Raw genomic sequence first — 18,827 nt, 5'->3', positions numbered from 1 at the left:
GCGGCGCGTTAGCGCCGGCGCCGCAAGGCCCTGGTGCGATGGCGGGCAGGACACAGATCGCGCAACGGTGGGACAATCGCGGGTTGCCCGGGGCGCCGGGCGGCAGCACCCTTGAAGCGATCACCACCATGTTGTACCCACAGGAATTCGATGTCATCGTCGTCGGCGGCGGGCACGCCGGCACCGAGGCCGCGCTGGCCGCCGCGCGCATGGGCAGCACGACGCTGCTGCTCACGCACAACATCGAGACGCTGGGCCAGATGAGCTGCAACCCCAGCATTGGGGGCATCGGCAAGGGGCACCTCGTGAAAGAGGTGGACGCGCTGGGCGGCGCCATGGCGCTGGCCACCGACGAAGGCGGCATTCAGTTCCGTATCCTCAACAGTTCCAAGGGTCCGGCCGTGCGCGCCACCCGCGCCCAGGCCGACCGCGTGCTCTACAAGGCCGCCATTCGCCGCACGCTGGAGAACCAGCCCAACCTGTGGCTGTTCCAGCAGGCGGTGGACGACCTGATGGTGGAGGGCGACCGCGTGGTGGGGGCGGTAACGCAAGTGGGCATCCGCTTCCGCAGCCGCACGGTGGTGCTCACCGCCGGCACCTTCCTCGACGGCAAGATCCACGTCGGCCTGAACAACTACGCCGCCGGCCGCGCGGGCGACCCGCCGGCGGTGTCGCTCTCGGCCCGCCTGAAGGAGCTGAAGCTGCCGCAAGGCCGGCTGAAAACCGGCACGCCGCCGCGCCTGGACGGCCGCAGCATCGACTACAGCAAGTGCACCGAACAGCCCGGCGACGGCGTGCCCGGCGGCATGAACGCCGACCAACCCGTGCCGGTGTTCAGCTTCATGGGCAGCACGGCGATGCACCCGCGCCAGGTGCCTTGCTGGATCACGCACACCAACGAGCGCACGCACGAGATCATCCGCAGCGGCTTTGACCGCAGCCCCATGTTCACCGGCAAGATCGAGGGCGTGGGCCCGCGCTACTGCCCGAGCGTGGAAGACAAGATCAACCGCTTCGCCGACAAGGACAGCCACCAGATCTTTCTGGAGCCCGAGGGGCTGACCACGCACGAGGTCTACCCCAACGGCATCTCCACCAGCCTGCCGTTTGACATCCAGTACCAGCTGGTGCGCAGCATGGCCGGCCTGGAGAACGCGCACATCCTGCGGCCGGGCTACGCCATCGAGTACGACTACTTTGACCCCCGCTCGCTGAAGAACAGTTTCGAGACGCGGCAGATCCAGGGCTTGTTTTTCGCCGGCCAGATCAACGGCACCACCGGCTACGAAGAAGCGGCGGCGCAGGGCCTGTTTGCCGGCATCAATGCCGCGCTGCAATGCCGGGGCGAGCAGGCCTGGCTGCCCCGCCGCGACGAGGCTTACCTCGGTGTGCTGGTCGACGACCTCGTGACCCAGGGCGTGACCGAGCCCTACCGTATGTTCACCAGCCGGGCCGAGTTCCGCCTGCAGCTGCGCGAGGACAACGCCGACATGCGCCTGACCGAAGCGGGTCGCCGCATGGGGCTGGTGGGCGATGCGCAGTGGGACGCCTTCTGCCGCAAGCGCGACGCGGTTTCACGTGAAACCGAGCGCCTGAAAGCCACCTGGGTGAACCCGCGCAACCTGCCCGCCGAAGAAAGCGAGCGGGTGCTGGGCAAGGCCATCGAGCACGAACACAACCTGTTCGACCTGCTGCGCCGCCCGGGTGTGGCATATGCATCGCTGGTCGGCATGGACGGCGGCAAGTACCAGGCGGCCGATGTTTCACGTGAAACGCTGGCCGATCTGCTGGAGCCGGTGGTCGAGCAGCTGGAGATTGCCGCGAAGTATTCCGGCTACATCGACCGCCAGAAAAACGAGGTGGAGCGCGCTGCCCACTACGAGGGCCTGAAACTGCCCGCCGACCTGGACTACCTGCAGGTGACGGCACTTTCTTTTGAAGCCCGGCAGAAGCTGGCCAAGCACCGGCCCGAGACGCTGGGGCAGGCCTCGCGCATTTCGGGCATCACGCCGGCCAGCATTTCGCTGCTGCTGATCCACCTGAAGAAGCGTGGCTTCAAGGGGTTTGCCACGCTGCCGGTGGCGGCAGATGTGTCCTCCGACGTCGCGGCATGAGCGACCTGAAGACCACCTTGCAGGCCGGCCTGCAGTCGCTGGGGCTCGGACTCGATGCGCGGCAGGTCGATCTGCTGCTGGATTACCTGGGCCTGCTGCAGAAGTGGAACAAGGTCTACAACCTCACGGCGGTGCGCGACCCGGCCGAGATGATGACCCATCACCTGCTCGACAGCCTCGCGGCCATCCGGCCGCTGCTGGCGCAGACGCAGGGCAGGGCGCTGCAGCTGCTGGACGTGGGCTCGGGCGGCGGCCTGCCGGGTGTGGTGATCGCCATCGCCTGCCCCCACATCAACGTGACCTGCGTGGACACCGTGGCCAAGAAAGCCGCGTTCATCCAGCAGGCGGCGGCCACCCTGAAGCTGCCCAACCTGCGCGGCCTGCACGCCCGGGTGGAGACCCTCAACGCGCTTTCGGGCCCGGGTTACGACGTGGTGTGTTCGCGCGCCTTTGCCTCGCTGGTGGACTTCGTGCACTGGTCGCACGACGCCCTCAACCCCGGTGGCGTGTGGATGGCCATGAAGGGCAAGCACCCTGGCGACGAGCTGGCGGCGCTGAAAAAAGACGCAGAGGCGGTCGATGTGTTTCACGTGGAACCGCTGCATGTGCCGGGGTTGGACGCCGAGCGTTGCATCGTCTGGATGCGCCCGGGCCCCGGACCTGTTGCCTGAGCATCACAGCCGGCGGGCTGGCGGGACGATGGGGGCAGGGCGCTGAACCCCTTCACGTAAACTCGACCCTCCACTTTTCGGGGGCACCTCCATGTTCGGCATTGCAGATTACGGCGCTTTTGTGGCCGCCATCGTCGTCTTTTTGCTCATTCCCGGGCCGGGCAATCTGGCGCTGATCACCTCCACCGGCAAGGGTGGCGTGCGCGGTGGCCTGGCGGCGACCTTCGGGGTGATCGCTGGCGACCAGGTGCTGATGTGGCTGGCGGTGGCGGGCGTGGCCGCCCTGTTGACGGCTTACCCCGCCGCGTTCAGCGCGGTGCAATGGCTGGGCGCGGCCTATCTGGCCTGGCTGGGCTGGAAGATGCTGACCGCCAAACCCGGTGATGCGCCCGTGCTCAATATCCGCCCGCGCCAGTACTTCCAGCAGGCGTTCGCGATCACCTTGCTCAACCCCAAGGCCATCGTCTTCTACATGGCGTTTTTCCCGCTCTTTGTCGACCCGGCCCGCCACCAGGGCCTGCTGACGTTCGGCGCGATGGCCGTCACCGTGGCCTTTCTCACCTTTCTCTATGGCCTGACCGCCGTGCTGCTCACCCACTTTCTGGCGGAGCGCATGCGCGCCAACCCGCGGGTGGTGCGCGCGCTGGAGAAGCTGGCGGGCGTCTTCCTCATCGGCTTCGGCATCAAGCTGGCCATTTCCAAGTAAGCACCCATGGCCAAGATCTTTTGCGTTGCCAACCAGAAGGGCGGGGTCGGCAAGACCACCACCACGGTCAACCTGGCCGCCGGCCTGGCCAAGGTCGGTCAGCGGGTGTTGATGGTCGACCTGGACCCCCAGGGCAACGCCACCATGGGCTCGGGCGTGGACAAGCGCCAGATGGCGTTGTCGGTGTACGACGTGCTGCTGGAGTCCGCCTCGGTGGCCGAAGCGGCGGTGTATTCGGAGAAGTGCGGCTACCACGTGCTCGGCGCCAACCGCGAACTCGCGGGCGCCGAGGTGGAGCTGGTGGAAGTGGAGCGGCGCGAGAAGCGCCTGAAAACCGCGCTGGCCGAAGTGGCCGACGCCTACGACTTTGTGCTGATCGACTGCCCGCCGTCGCTCAGCATGCTCACCCTCAACGGCCTGTGCGCCGCGCACGGCGTGATCGTGCCGATGCAGTGCGAGTACTTCGCGCTCGAAGGGCTGACCGACTTGGTCAACACCATCAAGCAGGTGCACGCCAACCTGAACAAGGACCTCGCCATCATCGGCCTGCTGCGGGTGATGTTCGACCCGCGCATCACCCTGCAGCAACAGGTGAGCGACCAGCTCAAGGCCCACTTTGGCGACAAGGTGTTCGACACCGTGATCCCCCGCAACGTGCGCCTGGCCGAAGCGCCCAGCTACGGCCTGCCCGGCGTGGTGTTCGACCCGGCCGCGCGGGGAAGCCAGGCCTTTGTGACGTTCGCCAAGGAAATGGTCGAACGCATCGACCGCCTCTGACGCGAAGGTGTTTCACGTGAAACCCGAGAACGTCCTCATCCTCCCCGGCTGGCAGAACAGCGGCCCCGAGCACTGGCAAAGCCGCTGGGAGCGCACCCACGGCTACCGTCGCGTGGACCAGCACGACTGGATGCGCCCCAAGCGCGGCGACTGGATCGCCCGGCTCGAAGAGGTGCTGCTGGACTGCGACGAGCCGGCCGTGCTGGTGGCGCACAGCCTGGGCTGCCTGCACACGGCGGCCTGGGCCTCGCATTCGCAGAACACCGCGCGCGTGAAGGCAGCGCTGCTGGTCGCCCCCGGCGATGCCGAGCGCGAAGACATGCGCCCACTGCTGCCCAGCTGGTCGCCCATCGCCCTGCAGCGATTGCCTTTCCCCAGCGTGCTGGTGGGCAGCCGCAACGATCCGTACTGCAGCTTCGCGCGGGCACACACCCTGGCCACCGCCTGGGGCTCACGCTTCGTGGACCTGGGCGACGCGGGCCACATCAACGCCGAATCCGGCCTGGGCGACTGGCCCATGGGCCACGCGGTGTTGGCCGAACTCCTGAATCTCTGACTTTCGAAAGACGACCCATGGTCACCAAAAAACCCAAGGGCCTCGGCCGTGGACTCGAAGCCCTGCTGGGCCCCAAGGTGCAGGAAGGCGCGCCCGGCGACGCCGAGCCGCAACTCCCTTCCAGCCTGGCGCTGGACCAGCTCGTGCCCGGCATGTACCAGCCGCGCACCCGCATGGACGAAGGCGCTTTGTACGAGCTGGCCGAGAGCATCAAGGTGCAGGGCGTGATGCAGCCGATTTTGGTGCGCCAGCTGGCCGATGGGCCGAATGCGGGGCTGTACGAAATCATTGCCGGCGAGCGGCGCTTTCGCGCCTCGAAGCTGGCGGGCCTGGAGCGCGTGCCGGTGCTCGTGCGCGACGTGCCCAACGAGGCCGCCGCGGCCATGTCGCTCATTGAAAACATCCAGCGCGAAGACCTGAACCCGCTGGAAGAAGCCTTGGGTTTGCAACGCCTGGTGAAAGAGTTTGGGCTCACTCACGAACAGGCGGCGCAGGCCGTGGGCCGCTCGCGCAGCGCCGCGAGCAACCTGCTGCGCCTGCTGCAACTGGCCGAGCCGGTGCAGACCATGCTGATGGCGGGCGACCTGGACATGGGCCATGCGCGGGCGCTGCTCGCGCTGGACAAGGCGAACCAGATCACGGCTGGCAACCAGATTGCCGCGCGCAAGATGTCGGTGCGCGAGGCCGAGAGCCTGGTGAAAAAGCTCAGCGCCGAATTTGCGCTGGCGCCGCAGAAGCTCAAGAAAGAGAAGTCGCGCGATATCCGCCGCGTGGAAGAGGAGCTGGCCGACCTGCTCACCGCCGAGGTGGAGGTGCGGGTGAAGAAACGCGTGAAACGCCATGGCCGCTTCGAAGAGATGGGCGAGGTGGCGATCCAGTTCGGTTCGCTGGACGCGTTGAACGGCATCATCGAGCGGCTGCGCGCGGCGGGGCAGTAGTCCCTGGCGAAACAGGCCGGTTTCCCCCGTCTTTTCACCGTATTGACACGGGGCGCGCCCGCTTAACCTGCTGGGGCTCGGTCCGGCGGTGGTCTGACGGTTCTCTGTAAGTGGTTGCTGGACTTGGGCTCTGAGGAGATACCCATGTCACGACGCTCACAACTCGGGCAGCGGCTGCTGCTCATCAACACGTCTCTCATCGGGCTGCTGCTGCTCGTGGCCGGCACGGTCTGGACCATGATGGGCCAGCTGTCCACCGAGACGGACGAGATCAACCACACCAATGTGCCCCAGCTGCAGGTCATTGCCGAGCTGGAGCTCAATGTCACCCGCGCGTCGCTGCAGGTGCGCCATGCGATCCTCTCGCGCAACCCGACCGAGCTCGACACCACGCTGGCCGATCTCGGCCACAAGAAGCAGTTGCTTTACGAGCGCCTGAAGCAGTTTGGTGCGGCCATGACGGACGACGACGGACGCAAGGCCTTTGCCCCATTGCCGGCGTTGATGGACGAGTTCTGGCGCCACGGCGATGTCAACGTGGGCCTCATCACCGCGGGGCGCAAGGACGAGGCGTTTGCCTACTTGGTCGACAAGACCATTCCTGCGCGCAACGCGTTGCTGGGGCCTCTGGCAAGTGAGAAGAAGCGCCAGGGCGACTTGCTGGCCACGCGCATTAACGAAGTGAAATCGCTCGCGTCGATGGATCGCAACATCGTGATCGGTGCAGTGGCGTTGGTCGCGCTGGGCCTGTTCGGCTTGTCGGTGTACCTGCGCCGCGTGGTGCGTTCGCTGGGGGCCGACCCCGAGGAGCTCAAGCGCATCGCCGAGGCGGTGGCCGCTGGCGACCTGGGCGTGCAGATGCAGGTGCGCAGCGGCGACGCCGACAGCACGCTGGTGGCGCTGCGCAACATGACCGAGCGGCTCACGGCTTCGGTGCAGGCGGTGCGCGTGGGGGCCGATGCCGTCTCGCACGGCAGCGCCGAAATTGCGTCGGGCAACAGCGACCTGTCGCGCCGCACCGAGAGTCAGGCGAGTGCGCTGGAGCAAACGTCGGCGTCCATGGAACAACTCGGCAGCACCGTGAGCCAGAACGCGGACCATGCCCGCACGGCCAACCAGCTCGCGCAAGGCGCGTCCACCGTGGCCCAACAAGGCGGCGATGTGGTCAACCGCGTGGTCGACACGATGCGCGGCATCGAGACCAGCTCAAAGAAGATTGCCGACATCATCTCGGTGATCGACGGCATTGCGTTCCAGACCAACATCCTGGCGCTGAATGCCGCCGTGGAAGCGGCGCGCGCGGGCGAGCAGGGCCGCGGGTTTGCGGTGGTGGCGGGCGAGGTGCGCAACCTCGCGCAGCGCTCGGGTCAGGCGGCCAAGGAAATCAAGGACCTCATTGGTGAAAGCGTGGGCCGTGTGGAGCATGGCGTGGCGCTGGCGGACCAGGCGGGCACCACCATGCAGGAGGTGGTCGCCAGCATTCGGCGTGTCACCGATCTCATGGGCGAGATCAGCAGTGCCAGCGTCGAGCAAAGTGCGGGCGTTGCCCAGGTGGGCGAAGCGGTCACACAGATGGACCAGGCCACGCAGCAGAACGCGGCGCTGGTCGAACAGATGTCGGCATCGGCCGCCAGCCTGCGCCAGCAGGCACAGGAACTGGTGGACGCGGTGGCGGTGTTCCGGCTGCGCGCGGGCTGAGGTTTATTGCCCGGTCTTGAGCTGACCGCCCCGGCCCAGGCCGCCCTTGATCTCCTGCGCTTTGTAGTTTTTCAGGGCGCGCACCATCTGGTTGTACGAGTCCATGAAAGCGGCGGTCAGCACCTTGCCTTCCGGGGTGTTGGTGAAGGCGCTGGCGGAGCCCAGGGTTCCGCCGCCGAACAGCCCGCCAAACAGGTTGAAGTCGGTGTTGCGCGAGCTGCCTTCGGCCGCGGCCAGCTGCACGCCCGAGCGGTTGTCCACCAAGGTGAGCATCGTCGAGGCGTCGTTGAACTTCATGCCACCGGCCACCTGGCCAAACATGCCGCCCGCGAAGGACGACAGCGCCGCGCCCATGCCGCCCGTGCCTTTCTGGCTGAAGGTGACAGAAGGGCTCATCGTGTAGTCGGCCGACACCATCTGGCCCCTGCCGAAATTGCTGCCGCTGCGCATTTCGCCAGTGCGCTCCAGATCGCGCTCCTGCTGCATGTTGCGCAGGCCGGCGCCACGCTCCACCACCACGAAGCAGTTGGATTGCTGCACCAGCAGGCGCAACACGGGGATGGTGGATTGCAGCTGGTGGCTGCGCAGGGTCTGGTACCAGCCGGCCTGCTGGTCTTCGACCATGGCGATGGTGCCCAGGGTCTCGCTGCAGCGCTCCAGCTTGCTGTTGACGTTGTCGGTCTGGCTGCCTCCAGCGGAGCCCGTGGCAACGGTCCGTGCGCTGCTGTCTCCGATGCTCGGCATGGTTCCGACACAGCCCGCCAGGAACAGGCTGGAGACGAGTGCAAAAGTGTGCTTTATAAAGATATTCACCCTTCAGATTAAATCGAAGGTGTGAATATACCTGCGCCCCCTCGGCGCTTGCGGGCCGTGGCGCCGCCTGGCGCAGCGGCTAGATCGCGAAGATCTTGCCCGGATTGAGGATGTTGTCGGGGTCGAGCGCGCGCTTGATGGTGCGCATCATGTCGACCGCGCCCGCCCCGGCTTCGGTGAGCAGGAAGTCCATCTTGTGCAGACCCACGCCATGCTCGCCCGTGCAGGTGCCCTCCAGGCGCAGCGCGCGTGCCACCAGCTTGTGATTGAGCTCTTCGGCCAGCGTGTGTTCGTCGGGCTGGGTCGGGTCGATCAGGTAGCCAAAGTGGAAGTTGCCGTCGCCGACATGGCCCACCAGGAAGTAGGGCAGGCCGGCGGCGTCGGCCTCGGCCACGGAGTCCAGCAGGCAGTCGGCCAGGCGGCTGATGGGCACGCAGGTGTCGGTGGAGATGGCGCGGCAGCCGGGCTTGCTCTGGATCGCGGCGAAGTAGGCGTTGTGCCGCGCGGTCCACAGGCGGGTGCGCTCTTCGGGCGTGTCGGCCCATTCGAACGCGTTGCCACCGAAGTCGTTGGCGATCTCCTGCACGGTCTCGGCCTGCTCTTTCACGCTGGCGGGCGAGCCGTGGAACTCCATGAGCAGCATGTTTTCTTCGCGCAGGCCGAGCTTGCTGTGCGCGTTGACCATGCGCACGGTGTTGTGGTCGATCAGCTCGCAGCGCGCGATCGGCACGCCCAGCTGGATCACCTGGATCACGCAGCGCACGGCGGCTTCGATGCTGGGGAACGAGCAGGTGGCGGCCGAGATGGCTTCGGGCAGTGGGTAGAGCTTGAGCGTGATCTCGGTCATGACGCCCAGGGTGCCTTCGCTGCCCACCATGAGGCGCGTGAGGTCGTAGCCGGCGCTGCTTTTCTTGGCGCGTGTGCCGGTGCGGATCACCTCGCCGCTGGCGGTGACCACTTCGAGGGCCAGCACGTTTTCGCGCATGGTGCCGTAGCGCACGGCGTTCGTGCCCGAGGCGCGCGTGGCGGTCATGCCGCCAATGGAGGCGTCGGCGCCGGGGTCGATCGGGAAGAACAGGCCCTCGCTCTTCACGGCCTCGTTCAGCGCCTTGCGGGTCACGCCGGGCTGCACGGTCACGGTGAGGTCTTCGGCGTTGATGGTCAGCACCTGGTTCATGCGGCTGACGTCGATGCTGATGCCTCCCTGCACCGCGAGCAGGTGGCCTTCGAGCGAAGAGCCCACGCCAAAGGGGATCACCGGCACGCGGTATTGCGCGGCCAACTTCACCGCGTCGGCCACGTCTTGCGTGGCCTGCGCAAACACCACGGCCGCGGGCGGCGGCACCTCGTACACCGACTCGTCACGCCCGTGCTGCTCGCGCACCACCAGGGCGGTGGAGCACTGCGCGCCAAAGCGCGCCTGCAGGGCGGCGAGGAACTCGGCCGGTATGGCGCGCTGGGTGACTTGCGGGGCGAGGTGGCTGAGGGCGGTCGGGGCGTTCATGGCTTGTCTCCGGGCGGCAGGGTGAGCGGCCGGTCAGTTTAAGCCTTGGGGTGGGACTTGTGCGCCCCGGGTTGTGGGGCCTTCAGCGGCGTTCGGCGCCCTTGAGCGAGGTGGGCACCGTGTCCAGGCGGGTGGGGCGCGGTGCGTCGCTCAGGCGCGAGGGCGTGCACACGGAGAGCGCGTGGCGCGTGGGCGGCGACACCTGCGCGGTGGCCAGGCCGGCCAGCCCCAGGGCGCAGGCGGCGATGAGCTTCACGCTGCTGGCTTCGAAGTCGGAGAGGCGCTGTGCGGCTCGTGAACGGGACATCGGAGGACTCCTGACGCGTGGTGGAACAAGCCCGCATTACCACCCGCCTTGCCGGCACCGGCCAGCACTTTTGCCACCCGTTGCCTCCATGACAAGACCTTTGCCTGAGTCACATTTCCCAGCACCTCGTTACCCGTGCGCGGGCTTTCGCTGACAATCCCTGCACGCCGGCAGGCGCCGTCTGCCCGCCGATCGATCAGAGGAACTCCATGGGCAACCGACTCACCCAGATCGCCACCCGCACCGGCGACGCCGGCACCACCGGGCTGGGCGACAACACCCGCGTTTCCAAGGACAGCCTGCGCGTGCACGCCATGGGTGATGTGGACGAGCTCAACTCGCACATCGGCGTGCTGCTCTGCGAAGACATGGGCGACGACGTGCGCGCCTTGCTGGTGGAGATTCAGCACCAGCTCTTCAACCTGGGCGGCGAGCTGTCCATTCCCGGCTTCGAGCTGCTCAAGCCCGAGGCCGTACTCGCGCTGGACGAAGCGCTGGCCACGCACAACGAGGCGCTGCCCCGGCTGCAGGAGTTCATCCTGCCCGCGGGCACCCGGGCCGCCAGCCAGGCCCACGTGTGCCGCACCGTGGCGCGCCGCGCCGAGCGTTCGGTGGTGGCGCTGGGCAAACAGGAAGCGCTCAAGGACACGCCGCGCCAGTACCTCAACCGCCTGAGCGACCTGATGTTCGTGCTCGCGCGCGTGCTCAACCGCATGAACGGTGGCGACGACGTGTACTGGAAAAGCGAGCGCATGGCCAAGGGGGACGCGTCATGAGGCTGCGTGCGTTGGGCTGCGCAGTGGTGCTGGCCGCTGCCGGTGCGGCAGGCCCTGCCGCAGCACAGGGCAAGAAGGCGAACCCACCGACGGGCGAGGTGACGCTGGTGTGTGAAGCGTCCTACCAGCCGGCGCGCACCACCTGGACGCGCACCGTGCGCATCGGCTACGACAAGACGCGTGTGCGCTCGGTGCTCGTTGACGGTGTGCCGGTCTACACCTTCTCGGTGCGCGACACCGTGATCCTCACCGCCGTGGACAACGAACGCATCCAGATCGACACCGCCGCGCAAACCTGGACGAGCGACTTCCGCGGGCAGGCCACGGGCGAGGGACGCTGCGAGCGGCAGTGAGGATGCTACCCGTTTCTGGGTACTAAAGTGCTCAGCATCCGGGGAAAATCCAGCCCGTTGGTTTATATTTCGCCGCTTCTGCTGCGGGGCGGTGCCGCGATGCCAGCCACCTGCTCACGCGAGAGGGCCATGTCGCGTCGCTGACGACGCAACCGCCCCGTTTCCCGCCTGACCTGAACCTGGAGCGTCTGCATGGAGTCCGCCATACCCGAACACCTGCGCCGGACGCGCACGCGGCAAACCAGGATCAGCAGCAGCCACCGCCCCTTGGGCCGTGGCGTGGTGCCCCGCTTCGACGACGCACAGACACACGTCTGCACGGCTTACCTCGGCATTCAACATCGACACGGCGCATGGCCGCAGGCCGCCGACGAAGCGTGGCGGTGGCTGCTCGACAGCCTGCGTGCCGATGGTGGCGCCTTCACGATCGACAGCGCCGTGTTCGTTGACCGGACGGGCCACGGCCATCGCTTGCTCGCCTGCTACTCGGCGGGAGAGGTGTTCGATCGCTGGTGGCGACGCACGGGACACCGGTGGACGGCAGACGCCCACAGCACGCCGCAGGTGGGGCGCTTCGCCGAGATTTTTCGCCCGACCATGGACCGCCTTGAAGCGATCGCCGAAGGCGCGGTCTGGCACGGGTTGACCCGATTGGCGGGCCGTGTCAGCGGCCCGGTGCAGGAACAAGGCTACTGGGGAGCCATGCGGGATCGGCTCGCCTTGTCGCAAACCGATGCGATGGCACCAGAGGGTGAGTTCAAGTGTTGGGTGGAGGGATCGCTGATCCGGGTCCGGCCGCCCTCGAACCTGTGCCTGATGCGCACCGGACAGGACTGGTCGCAAGGCGGCGCACAGGAGCGGCAGTCGTACCTCGCCCATATCGAACCCACCATGAAAGCGAGCATGGATCTGCTGGACGCATCGGGCCCGAACCTGGGATGTCTGTGCAACCGCTATGCCTGGGTGCTGGGTGAGGAGGGGCGCACGCGCTCCGAAACGTTTGGCATGAGCGTGTGGCGCAGCCTGGAGCACCTTGAGCGGTGGGCCGAGGTGCATTACAGCCACCTGGCCTCCTACCTGGGCGCCGTTCGGCATGCCCAGCAGTTTGGTGACGATGCCGCGTTCTCGCGCTACCACGAGGTGATCGTGCCCGCCGCAGACCAGGTCACGCTCGAGTACCGCAACTGCCACGAAGAGACGGGCCTGCTGCCCGCTGCGTTGGCCGGATCGCGGCCACCGGCAGAGTGAGCGGCAGCCAGCGTCAACGCGGCGCCAGCACCGCCATCGTGATGCGCGAGACGCAGGTGAGCTCACCCGCGTCGTTGGTCAGGTCGATGTGCCAGACCTGCGTGGTGCGGCCCACGTGCACCGGACGGGTGATGCCCGTCACCCAGCCGCTGGTGGCGCCCTTGAGGTGGTTGGCGTTGATGTCCAGCCCCACCGCGCGGTGGCCCTCGGGGCAGCTGTAGGCCGCACCGCACGAGCCCAGTGTCTCGGCCAGCACCACGCTCACGCCGCCGTGCAGCAGGCCATAGGGCTGGCGGGTGCGTGTGTCCACCGGCACGCGGGCGCGAATGAAGTCGGGGCCGACTTCCAGGAACTCGATGCCCAGCCGCTGCACCGCGGTGTCATGGTGGATGGCGGTGAGTTCTTCGACCGAAATGGGTTTTTTCCAGAGGCTCAAGCGGTTTCTCCTGTCGTTGATGCCGCGACTATAGAAAACATCCGGCCCGCGTGCCCTGCAACCCACCGGACGCGGCCACCGCCTACAGACGGCGCGCCCTCTGGCGCTCACCATGGCGTCAAACGCACGCCATCCCATGACCCACCCACGCCGCTGGACCCTGGCCGCAGCCGCGCTTGTCGCGCTGCTGGCCGCGGCATGGCTGGCGCTGTGGGCATGGCTGCCGGGCGAGGACGCGCTCGCGCGGCGGATCGAAGCGGAATTTGAAGCGCGGCTGGGCCAGCCACTGAAGGTGGGCGCGGTGCACTGGCGGCTGTGGGGCGCTCCCATGCTCGAGGTGCGCGACGCCCACACCGTGCAGCCCGAGCCGATCCGCGTGCGGCGCATCGCGCTGTACCCACAGCTCCTGCCCCTGTTGCGCGGCGCGCTGGTGTTGGATCGGGTGGAAGTCGACGGCGCCTGGGTGCCGCGCGACGCCCTGGCCGCCTACCGGGGTCGGGGTGCGGGCGAAGCAAAGCGGGTGCAGGTGCGCGCCGTCGCCTTCACCGACGCGACGTACGTCTCCTACAGCGGCATCCCGGTGGCCTACGACGGCGAGATTCAGTGGGATGAAGACCGGCTGCCCGCGCGCGTGCGGCTCAGCCGCCCTGACGCCGCCGCCGAGGCTTCGCTGGAGGCCACGCGCAACGGACGCACCGAGGACGGTGCCGATCGTTATCAGCTGCGCCTGCAAGCGGGCGGGGGCTCGGCGCTCGGTCAGGCGCGCCTGACCACCACGGACAACGGAGGCATGCGGCTCACGGGCGAGCTCGAACCGCGCGAGGTGGAGATCAGCGCCCTGCTGGCCACCTTTCACCGACGTTCGCCACTGGGTGGACTGGCGTCGGGCCAGACCGAACTGCGCGCCGAGGGCGACACGCTGCAGCAGCTCTTTCGCTCCCTGCGCACACGCAGCGAGCTCCAGGTGGAAAGCGCCCGCCTTCTGCGCTTAGACCTGGACAAAGCCGTGAAGTCCCTCGGCAAGGACCGCGCGGGCGAGACGCCGCTGGAGAGCCTGCGCGGCGTGGTGGCCACACAGAACACGGCCCAAGGTCTGAGGAGCGAATTCACCGAGGTGAAGGCGGTGGCCGGCCCCTATACCGGCACCGGCCAGGCGACGCTGTACCGGCAGCAGATCGAGGCGCAGGGCGTGCTCGCACTGGCGGGCGGTGTGGTCGATGTGCCGTTTGCCGCCAAAGGCCCCACGCGGGCACCCGACGTCGATATCGCCTGGGGCAGCCTGGCGGGGGCGGCGGTGGGCACCGCCGTGTTGCCGGGCATCGGCACCGTCATCGGGGCCAAGATAGGTGGTGTCCTGGGCGGGCCACCCCAGCCAGGCCAGGGCAAGGCCTCCGGGGAGCGCGTGCGGCGCTGAGGGCATCCGCTGCCAGCGTGGCGCGGACGGCCTAGGGCTGGTTGGCCGCGGGGTGTGCGGTGTCGCTGAGGGCCGCCGGGTCCAGTTGCCCATCGCGTCCGGCAGCACGAGCGTAGGCGCTCAGGATGGCGTCGATCTTCTTTTCCCAGTCGAACTCTCGCTCGACTTTCATACGTCCCTGCGCGCCCAGCTGGTGCCGCAACACCGGATCGCGCGCCAGCGTGACCAGGGCCTTTGCCATCTCCTGTGTCAGGAACTGCGCGTTCTGCGGTGCGATCAGGATGCCGCACGATGGATCGAGGTAGTCCGCGGGGCCGCCCCAATCGACCGCAATCACGGGCAGGCTTGCCGCCATGGCCTCAAGCACCACCGCTCCGCCGCATTCGCGAATGCTGGGCAGCACCAGGCAGTCCTGCATCTTGAGGCGCCGGGCCGCATCGAGTTGGGTCATCCAGCCCGCGAAATGCACACCCGTCGCGGATTCGCCATCGGGGGCCAGAATGCCCAGCGCTGCGGCCTGCTGCTTCAGTTCGGGGAGCAAGGGGCCGTCGCCAATCACCAGCAGCGACATCGGTTGCTCGCGGGAGGCCTGTGCAAACGCCTCCAGCAAGAGGTCGACCCGCTTCACATCGACCAGCCGACCCATGAACACATAACGGGTCGGGCCTGCCGCGACCGCTTCCTGCGCGGGTTCGCGCGGTTGCCACAGCTGCAGGTCAACGCCGTTTTCGACCATGTATTCCACCCGGGGGGCATGCCCCGCGGGCAGTGCCAGCCGGGTTCTTTCATTGGCCACGAGGATCAGGGCCGCCTTGAGCTTGCCCGGGGCCAGCACATTGAGCCCGTGGGACAGCCAGCGCAGACCGCGCAGCAGGGAGCGCCCGAACACGGAGTCTGTTGACTTGAAGGCCGGAGGGAAATCCATGCCACCGTTCAGCGGGCCGATCACGACGGGCGCGCCGAGGCCGTACAACAGCGAGGGCTCTTTGGGGGAGACCGGCATGGGCTGATGAACGACATCGATCGCCAGCGACTTGACGAGCTGCCGGATCTGCCGGCGCTGGTTGATCTGCGTGGACAGTCGCGAGAGGTAGCCCGTGGTGAGGGTCTCGATTCGCGAGGGCAGCCGCTGACTCAGCCACCAGAGCACGCGATGGGACCACCGCTCTTCGACGTAGAGCACCTGGTCGGCATGCGCGTTGCCCTCGAACTCAAGCTTCACGCGCTCGTGTGTCAGCAGCCAGGCGGCAACGCCGCGCCGACGCAGATACTCGTAGTAGTGCATCGGCAAGGCCGCTTCTCCGCCGTACCGGCGCGAGGCATGCTCTGCCACGACAAGAACGCGCAACGCGGAATGGGGTGGTTGCGTCGTCATGGCGGATGGATGGGGTCAGGCGGAGGGGACTTGCGGCGGGGTCGATCAGTCGACCCGACGGATCATAGGTTCTTCGTTGTGCCTTGCGTTGCATGGCACGTGCGCAGGCGTCGCAAGCGTGGCAAACAGCGCAGATGGGGCACAGACGTGACGGCGAAAAGCCGCACCGGATGGCAGGGCGTGGCTCATTCAGCTGTGGTCCACCATGAGCAGGCCGTTGGCCGCCACCACCATGGCCAGACACAGCGCACGTTGGAAACTGCCGTCAAACCGGAAGGTTTTGAGATCGCGGTCTTCGAGGTGGGCCAGGTACTCGTGCGAACGGTTGTCTTTCAGGAGCTGTTCGTCCTCGTGGGGTACCAGCTTGTTGGTGTGAAAACCCGTCTCGCCCAGCAGGCGCTGCCACTCCGACAGGCGCAGGCGGTTGACGTAGCTGGAGCGGTTCCAGGCCATCCAGCGCCACAGGCTGGAGGAGTGCCGCAGGCAGTCGTACTGGCGCCCGCTCACAAACATGTGATAGTGGTCGCGCAGGTCGACACGGCAGATGAGCGTGCCACCCGGGCGAAGCGCGCGGTGGATTTCCTTGAGCATGGCCTGCGGGTCGCGGAAGTGCTGCATGCAGTAGCAGGCCCACACCACGTCGACGCTGCCGTCCGGCACCGGCAGGCGAACGCCGTCGAACAGCCGGTAGTCCACGCCACGGCGGTGGGCCGATTCGGGCGAGTGGTAATTGATGATGTCGGCGGCGATCACGTATTTCGCGCCGCGTTCGCGTGCGAACTGCAGCGTCTCCAGCGTCTTGCCCGGGCCCAGCTCCAGCACCACGGCGTCCTTGATGTCGGCCATGCCCTCAAAGAAGTTGAGCAGCTGGCGCGCCTGTTCTTCGTCGCCGTCGATGCCGGTGACGTGCTTGACGGTGACCAGGCGGCGCATCAGCGGGACCGCGAGCATCAGGTTGATGGCCATCGAGCGGGCGATGCCTTTCAGGTGTTGCCATCGGGACAAAGGGGGGTGCATTCGGTTTCTCCGTGGTGGGTGCCTAGGGCACCAACTGGTTCAGCATGTCGGTGAGGATCTGGAACTCGTGCGCGCTACAGCGGTAGAAGGCTTCTGCGTACTGCACCCGGTGCTGAAGTCCGCGAAAGCGGTTCAGGCCCAGTGTTCCGGCGGCGTAGTCCCGATCCGCCATTTGGGAGGCGTACAGGCCAATGAGACGTTGCTTCTCCTCGGCCTGATCGCTGATGTCGATCATCACGTTGGGCCACAAGGTGGTCCATACCTCAAAGGCATGAATTTCACCCTTCCAGCCCAGTGCCACCGTCGCACGGGCCACCGCGAGGGCGCAGGCCTGGTGGTCGGCGTGGCCATCGCCAGGAAATGGGCAATAGATCACGTCGGGTTGAAAGTCGCGGATCTGCGCCATCAGCCGCTCGCTCAATGGCGCCTCGTGCCGCACGAGTTGCCCGTCCGGCAGGTCCAGGCGCACCACCGATTCGAACGCCATGGCCTGCGCCACCTGCTCGGACTCCTTGACGCGGATGTCGCGCAGCCGCTGGGCCGCCTGCGCATCGGCAAGGCCAGCGCTGCTGTCTGTGACGAACACCACCCGTGTCGGGTTGCCCAGCTGGCGGTGGCGCAGCAGGGTGCCGCCGCAGGGAATGACCTCGTCGTCTGCATGCGGGGCAATCACGAGCACCCGCGCGCGGCCGGGTGCCACGAGCGTTGAAGGAAGCCGGTGCGTGGCCCGCTTCAGCGCCACCAGCAGCCGGCGCGCGGTGCGCCGCCGGATCGCGTGTTCCACGCGTCGTTTGAGCTGGTTCATGAAGGCGGGCATGGGCGGGCGCAGTCGGGTGTGTATCAGGGCGACGGCAGCCAGTACGCGGCGTCGCGCGCTGCATCGAAGTGCATCGGGTTGTCGGACGTGGCCTGCGTGAAGGTGCGTTTGCAATCGCCAATGGCGTCTTTGTGCCCGACCTGCGTCCAGAAGGTTTCGCAAAACGAGGTGGCGATGTAGCTGCGGCATTGCGGCAGGGTGGGGCTGGGTGCCGCGGCCGACGCCGAAACCAGTTCCCAGGCGATGGATTGCAGGGCTTGCGCTTGCGCCGCGCTCACGCCGGCGGGCGCCCACGCGCCGACCGGCGAGCGACCCTGGATGGCGCTGTAGGACACCAGGGCGAGGTAGTAGGCGCCCACGCGCGTGAGGTGCACGTCGTCGGTGAACAGCTGGTCCAGCGTTGCCTTGGCGGACGCCTGCGTGATGCCTGGCACCTGCTCGCGCGTGGCGCGCTCCACCAGCCCCGCCAGGGCCAGGCCTGCGGGCACGTGCTTGAGGCGGTCCGGGCGGCCCTCATGGGCGAGCGAGGTGTTCACGCGCGTGCTGAGGCATTGCCAGGCCTGGTCGGCCGCGCGTTCGTAACGGATCCAGGACTGCGGGTTGCTCTTGTCCTTGACGCCCATCCACGAGGCATAGAAGTGCGTCTGGACGGCCGGGTTGGCGCGGTAGGCCTGCTCGTGAAAGTGCCGCAGGTGGCGGACGGTGTCTTCCCAGATCAGCGGGCCGAGCATGTCGTGGCGCTCGGTGATGAGCACCGTTCCATAGCGGTCGCCGCCAATGGCCTTGCCCGAACGCAGCTCGGCGATGACGTCGGTGTTGGAGCCGACGCGGTTCTTGCCCTGGCGGTACCCCGACCAGTTGCCCTGACCATGGGTGCGTGCCTTGATGGTGGAGCCCAGCAGGATCTGCTGGTTGTAGCGCGCCTCTGTGCCCTGGCTGGCGGCGATGCGCACGATGTCGTCGGCGATGGGGTTGTCGGTGAGGCTGTGGCCCGAGACGAACAGCCGCAGCGCCGTCGTGGTGGCGGGTGCGGCGGTGCCCGCCGCGGGCGCGGGTTCGGCAGCGAGGCACGTCATCGACGCCGAAGCCATGGCGACCACGCCCAGGCCGCGTCGCAGTTCACGCCGCAACTGGCACAACACAGGCTCTGAAAAGCGCGAAAGGGACTTCTTCATGGTGGCAATGGCGGTCGACACGAGACCGATCAAAAAAGCATGACGACACGTGTCCCTGCCAGGCAGCGCGAGGCGGTCACGACGGCGAAAACCATGGGAGACGCCAGCGGGCACCAGCGTCCGGGTGGCATT

Annotated in this window: 19 protein-coding genes; 11 read left to right on the top strand and 8 right to left on the bottom strand. The window is 67.4% G+C overall.

The features are described from left to right. Positions 1-128: 128 nt before the first annotated feature. The 7 genes from mnmG (at position 129) to KXJ60_RS12230 (ending at position 7,460) form a co-directional block, all read left to right on the top strand. Entirely contained in the window at positions 129-2,114 is a 1,986-nt protein-coding gene (gene mnmG / locus KXJ60_RS12260) for a tRNA uridine-5-carboxymethylaminomethyl(34) synthesis enzyme MnmG (RefSeq protein ID WP_291127770.1), read from the top strand. Further along, positions 2,111-2,785 carry a 16S rRNA (guanine(527)-N(7))-methyltransferase RsmG gene (gene rsmG / locus KXJ60_RS12255; RefSeq protein WP_291127767.1) on the top strand — a complete coding sequence of 225 codons (675 nt, stop codon included), beginning with the start codon at positions 2,111-2,113 and terminating at the stop codon, positions 2,783-2,785. The genes mnmG and rsmG overlap by 4 nt, the downstream gene beginning before the upstream one ends. A gap of 91 nt (positions 2,786-2,876) precedes the next feature. Further along, on the top strand, positions 2,877-3,491 hold the full coding sequence (locus KXJ60_RS12250) for a LysE family transporter (protein WP_291127764.1): 615 nt from the start codon (positions 2,877-2,879) through the stop codon (positions 3,489-3,491). A 6-nt stretch (positions 3,492-3,497) separates the two neighbouring features. Next, entirely contained in the window at positions 3,498-4,268 is a 771-nt protein-coding gene (locus tag KXJ60_RS12245) for an AAA family ATPase (protein ID WP_291127761.1), read from the top strand. A gap of 16 nt (positions 4,269-4,284) precedes the next feature. Further along, entirely contained in the window at positions 4,285-4,824 is a 540-nt protein-coding gene (locus KXJ60_RS12240; RefSeq protein ID WP_291127759.1) for an alpha/beta fold hydrolase, read from the top strand. 17 nt (positions 4,825-4,841) lie between these two features. Continuing rightward, positions 4,842-5,762, top strand: coding sequence for a ParB/RepB/Spo0J family partition protein (locus tag KXJ60_RS12235; RefSeq protein WP_291127756.1), 921 nt, complete (start codon positions 4,842-4,844; stop codon positions 5,760-5,762). 144 nt (positions 5,763-5,906) lie between these two features. Beyond that, on the top strand, positions 5,907-7,460 hold the full coding sequence (locus KXJ60_RS12230) for a methyl-accepting chemotaxis protein (protein ID WP_291127753.1): 1,554 nt from the start codon (positions 5,907-5,909) through the stop codon (positions 7,458-7,460). Positions 7,461-7,463: 3 nt separating this feature from the next. On the opposite strand, the gene KXJ60_RS12225 is transcribed toward KXJ60_RS12230, so the two are convergent. The 3 genes from KXJ60_RS12225 to KXJ60_RS12215 form a co-directional block, all read right to left on the bottom strand. Further along, positions 7,464-8,204, bottom strand: a complete 741-nt coding sequence (locus KXJ60_RS12225; protein ID WP_291127750.1) for a CsgG/HfaB family protein — start codon at positions 8,202-8,204, stop codon at positions 7,464-7,466. Between the two features lie 148 nt (positions 8,205-8,352). After that, positions 8,353-9,777: an FAD-linked oxidase C-terminal domain-containing protein gene (locus KXJ60_RS12220; protein ID WP_291127748.1), complete on the bottom strand. Its 1,425-nt coding sequence runs from the start codon at positions 9,775-9,777 to the stop codon at positions 8,353-8,355. 82 nt (positions 9,778-9,859) lie between these two features. After that, positions 9,860-10,084, bottom strand: coding sequence for a hypothetical protein (locus KXJ60_RS12215; protein ID WP_291127746.1), 225 nt, complete (start codon positions 10,082-10,084; stop codon positions 9,860-9,862). Between the two features lie 209 nt (positions 10,085-10,293). On the opposite strand from KXJ60_RS12215, the gene KXJ60_RS12210 reads away from it, so the two are divergent. The 3 genes from KXJ60_RS12210 to KXJ60_RS12200 all read left to right on the top strand — a co-directional run bounded on the left by KXJ60_RS12210 (position 10,294) and on the right by KXJ60_RS12200 (position 12,461). Then, positions 10,294-10,860 carry a cob(I)yrinic acid a,c-diamide adenosyltransferase gene (locus KXJ60_RS12210; protein WP_291127743.1) on the top strand — a complete coding sequence of 189 codons (567 nt, stop codon included), beginning with the start codon at positions 10,294-10,296 and terminating at the stop codon, positions 10,858-10,860. After that, on the top strand, positions 10,857-11,213 hold the full coding sequence (locus KXJ60_RS12205) for a hypothetical protein (protein ID WP_291127740.1): 357 nt from the start codon (positions 10,857-10,859) through the stop codon (positions 11,211-11,213). Before KXJ60_RS12210 ends, KXJ60_RS12205 begins: the two co-directional genes overlap by 4 nt. A 192-nt stretch (positions 11,214-11,405) precedes the next feature. Continuing rightward, positions 11,406-12,461, top strand: a complete 1,056-nt coding sequence (locus KXJ60_RS12200; RefSeq protein WP_291127738.1) for a phenylacetaldoxime dehydratase family protein — start codon at positions 11,406-11,408, stop codon at positions 12,459-12,461. Positions 12,462-12,474: 13 nt separating this feature from the next. Here the strand turns inward: KXJ60_RS12200 and KXJ60_RS12195 are convergent, their stop codons facing one another. Continuing rightward, positions 12,475-12,897, bottom strand: coding sequence for a hotdog fold thioesterase (locus tag KXJ60_RS12195; RefSeq protein ID WP_291127735.1), 423 nt, complete (start codon positions 12,895-12,897; stop codon positions 12,475-12,477). Between the two features lie 136 nt (positions 12,898-13,033). Here KXJ60_RS12195 and KXJ60_RS12190 point away from each other — a divergent pair, with 136 nt between their 5' ends. Beyond that, positions 13,034-14,311 carry an AsmA-like C-terminal region-containing protein gene (locus KXJ60_RS12190; protein ID WP_291127732.1) on the top strand — a complete coding sequence of 426 codons (1,278 nt, stop codon included), beginning with the start codon at positions 13,034-13,036 and terminating at the stop codon, positions 14,309-14,311. Between the two features lie 31 nt (positions 14,312-14,342). Here KXJ60_RS12190 and KXJ60_RS12185 read toward each other — a convergent pair whose 3' ends face one another. The 4 genes from KXJ60_RS12185 to KXJ60_RS12170 all read right to left on the bottom strand — a co-directional run bounded on the left by KXJ60_RS12185 (position 14,343) and on the right by KXJ60_RS12170 (position 18,695). After that, entirely contained in the window at positions 14,343-15,686 is a 1,344-nt protein-coding gene (locus KXJ60_RS12185; protein WP_291127729.1) for a glycosyltransferase family 4 protein, read from the bottom strand. 189 nt (positions 15,687-15,875) lie between these two features. After that, positions 15,876-16,703, bottom strand: a complete 828-nt coding sequence (locus tag KXJ60_RS12180) for a class I SAM-dependent methyltransferase (protein ID WP_291127726.1) — start codon at positions 16,701-16,703, stop codon at positions 15,876-15,878. 22 nt (positions 16,704-16,725) lie between these two features. After that, positions 16,726-17,508 carry a PIG-L family deacetylase gene (locus tag KXJ60_RS12175; protein ID WP_291127724.1) on the bottom strand — a complete coding sequence of 261 codons (783 nt, stop codon included), beginning with the start codon at positions 17,506-17,508 and terminating at the stop codon, positions 16,726-16,728. Between the two features lie 35 nt (positions 17,509-17,543). After that, on the bottom strand, positions 17,544-18,695 hold the full coding sequence (locus tag KXJ60_RS12170) for a hypothetical protein (RefSeq protein WP_291127721.1): 1,152 nt from the start codon (positions 18,693-18,695) through the stop codon (positions 17,544-17,546). Positions 18,696-18,827 lie beyond the last annotated feature (132 nt).

It is taken from the genome of Hydrogenophaga sp., assembly GCF_019264445.1.
Taxonomy (GTDB): Bacteria; Pseudomonadota; Gammaproteobacteria; order Burkholderiales; family Burkholderiaceae_C; genus Hydrogenophaga.
The sequence above is the reverse complement of the archived record's forward strand: the minus strand, read 5'-3'. Positions and strand labels throughout refer to the sequence as shown.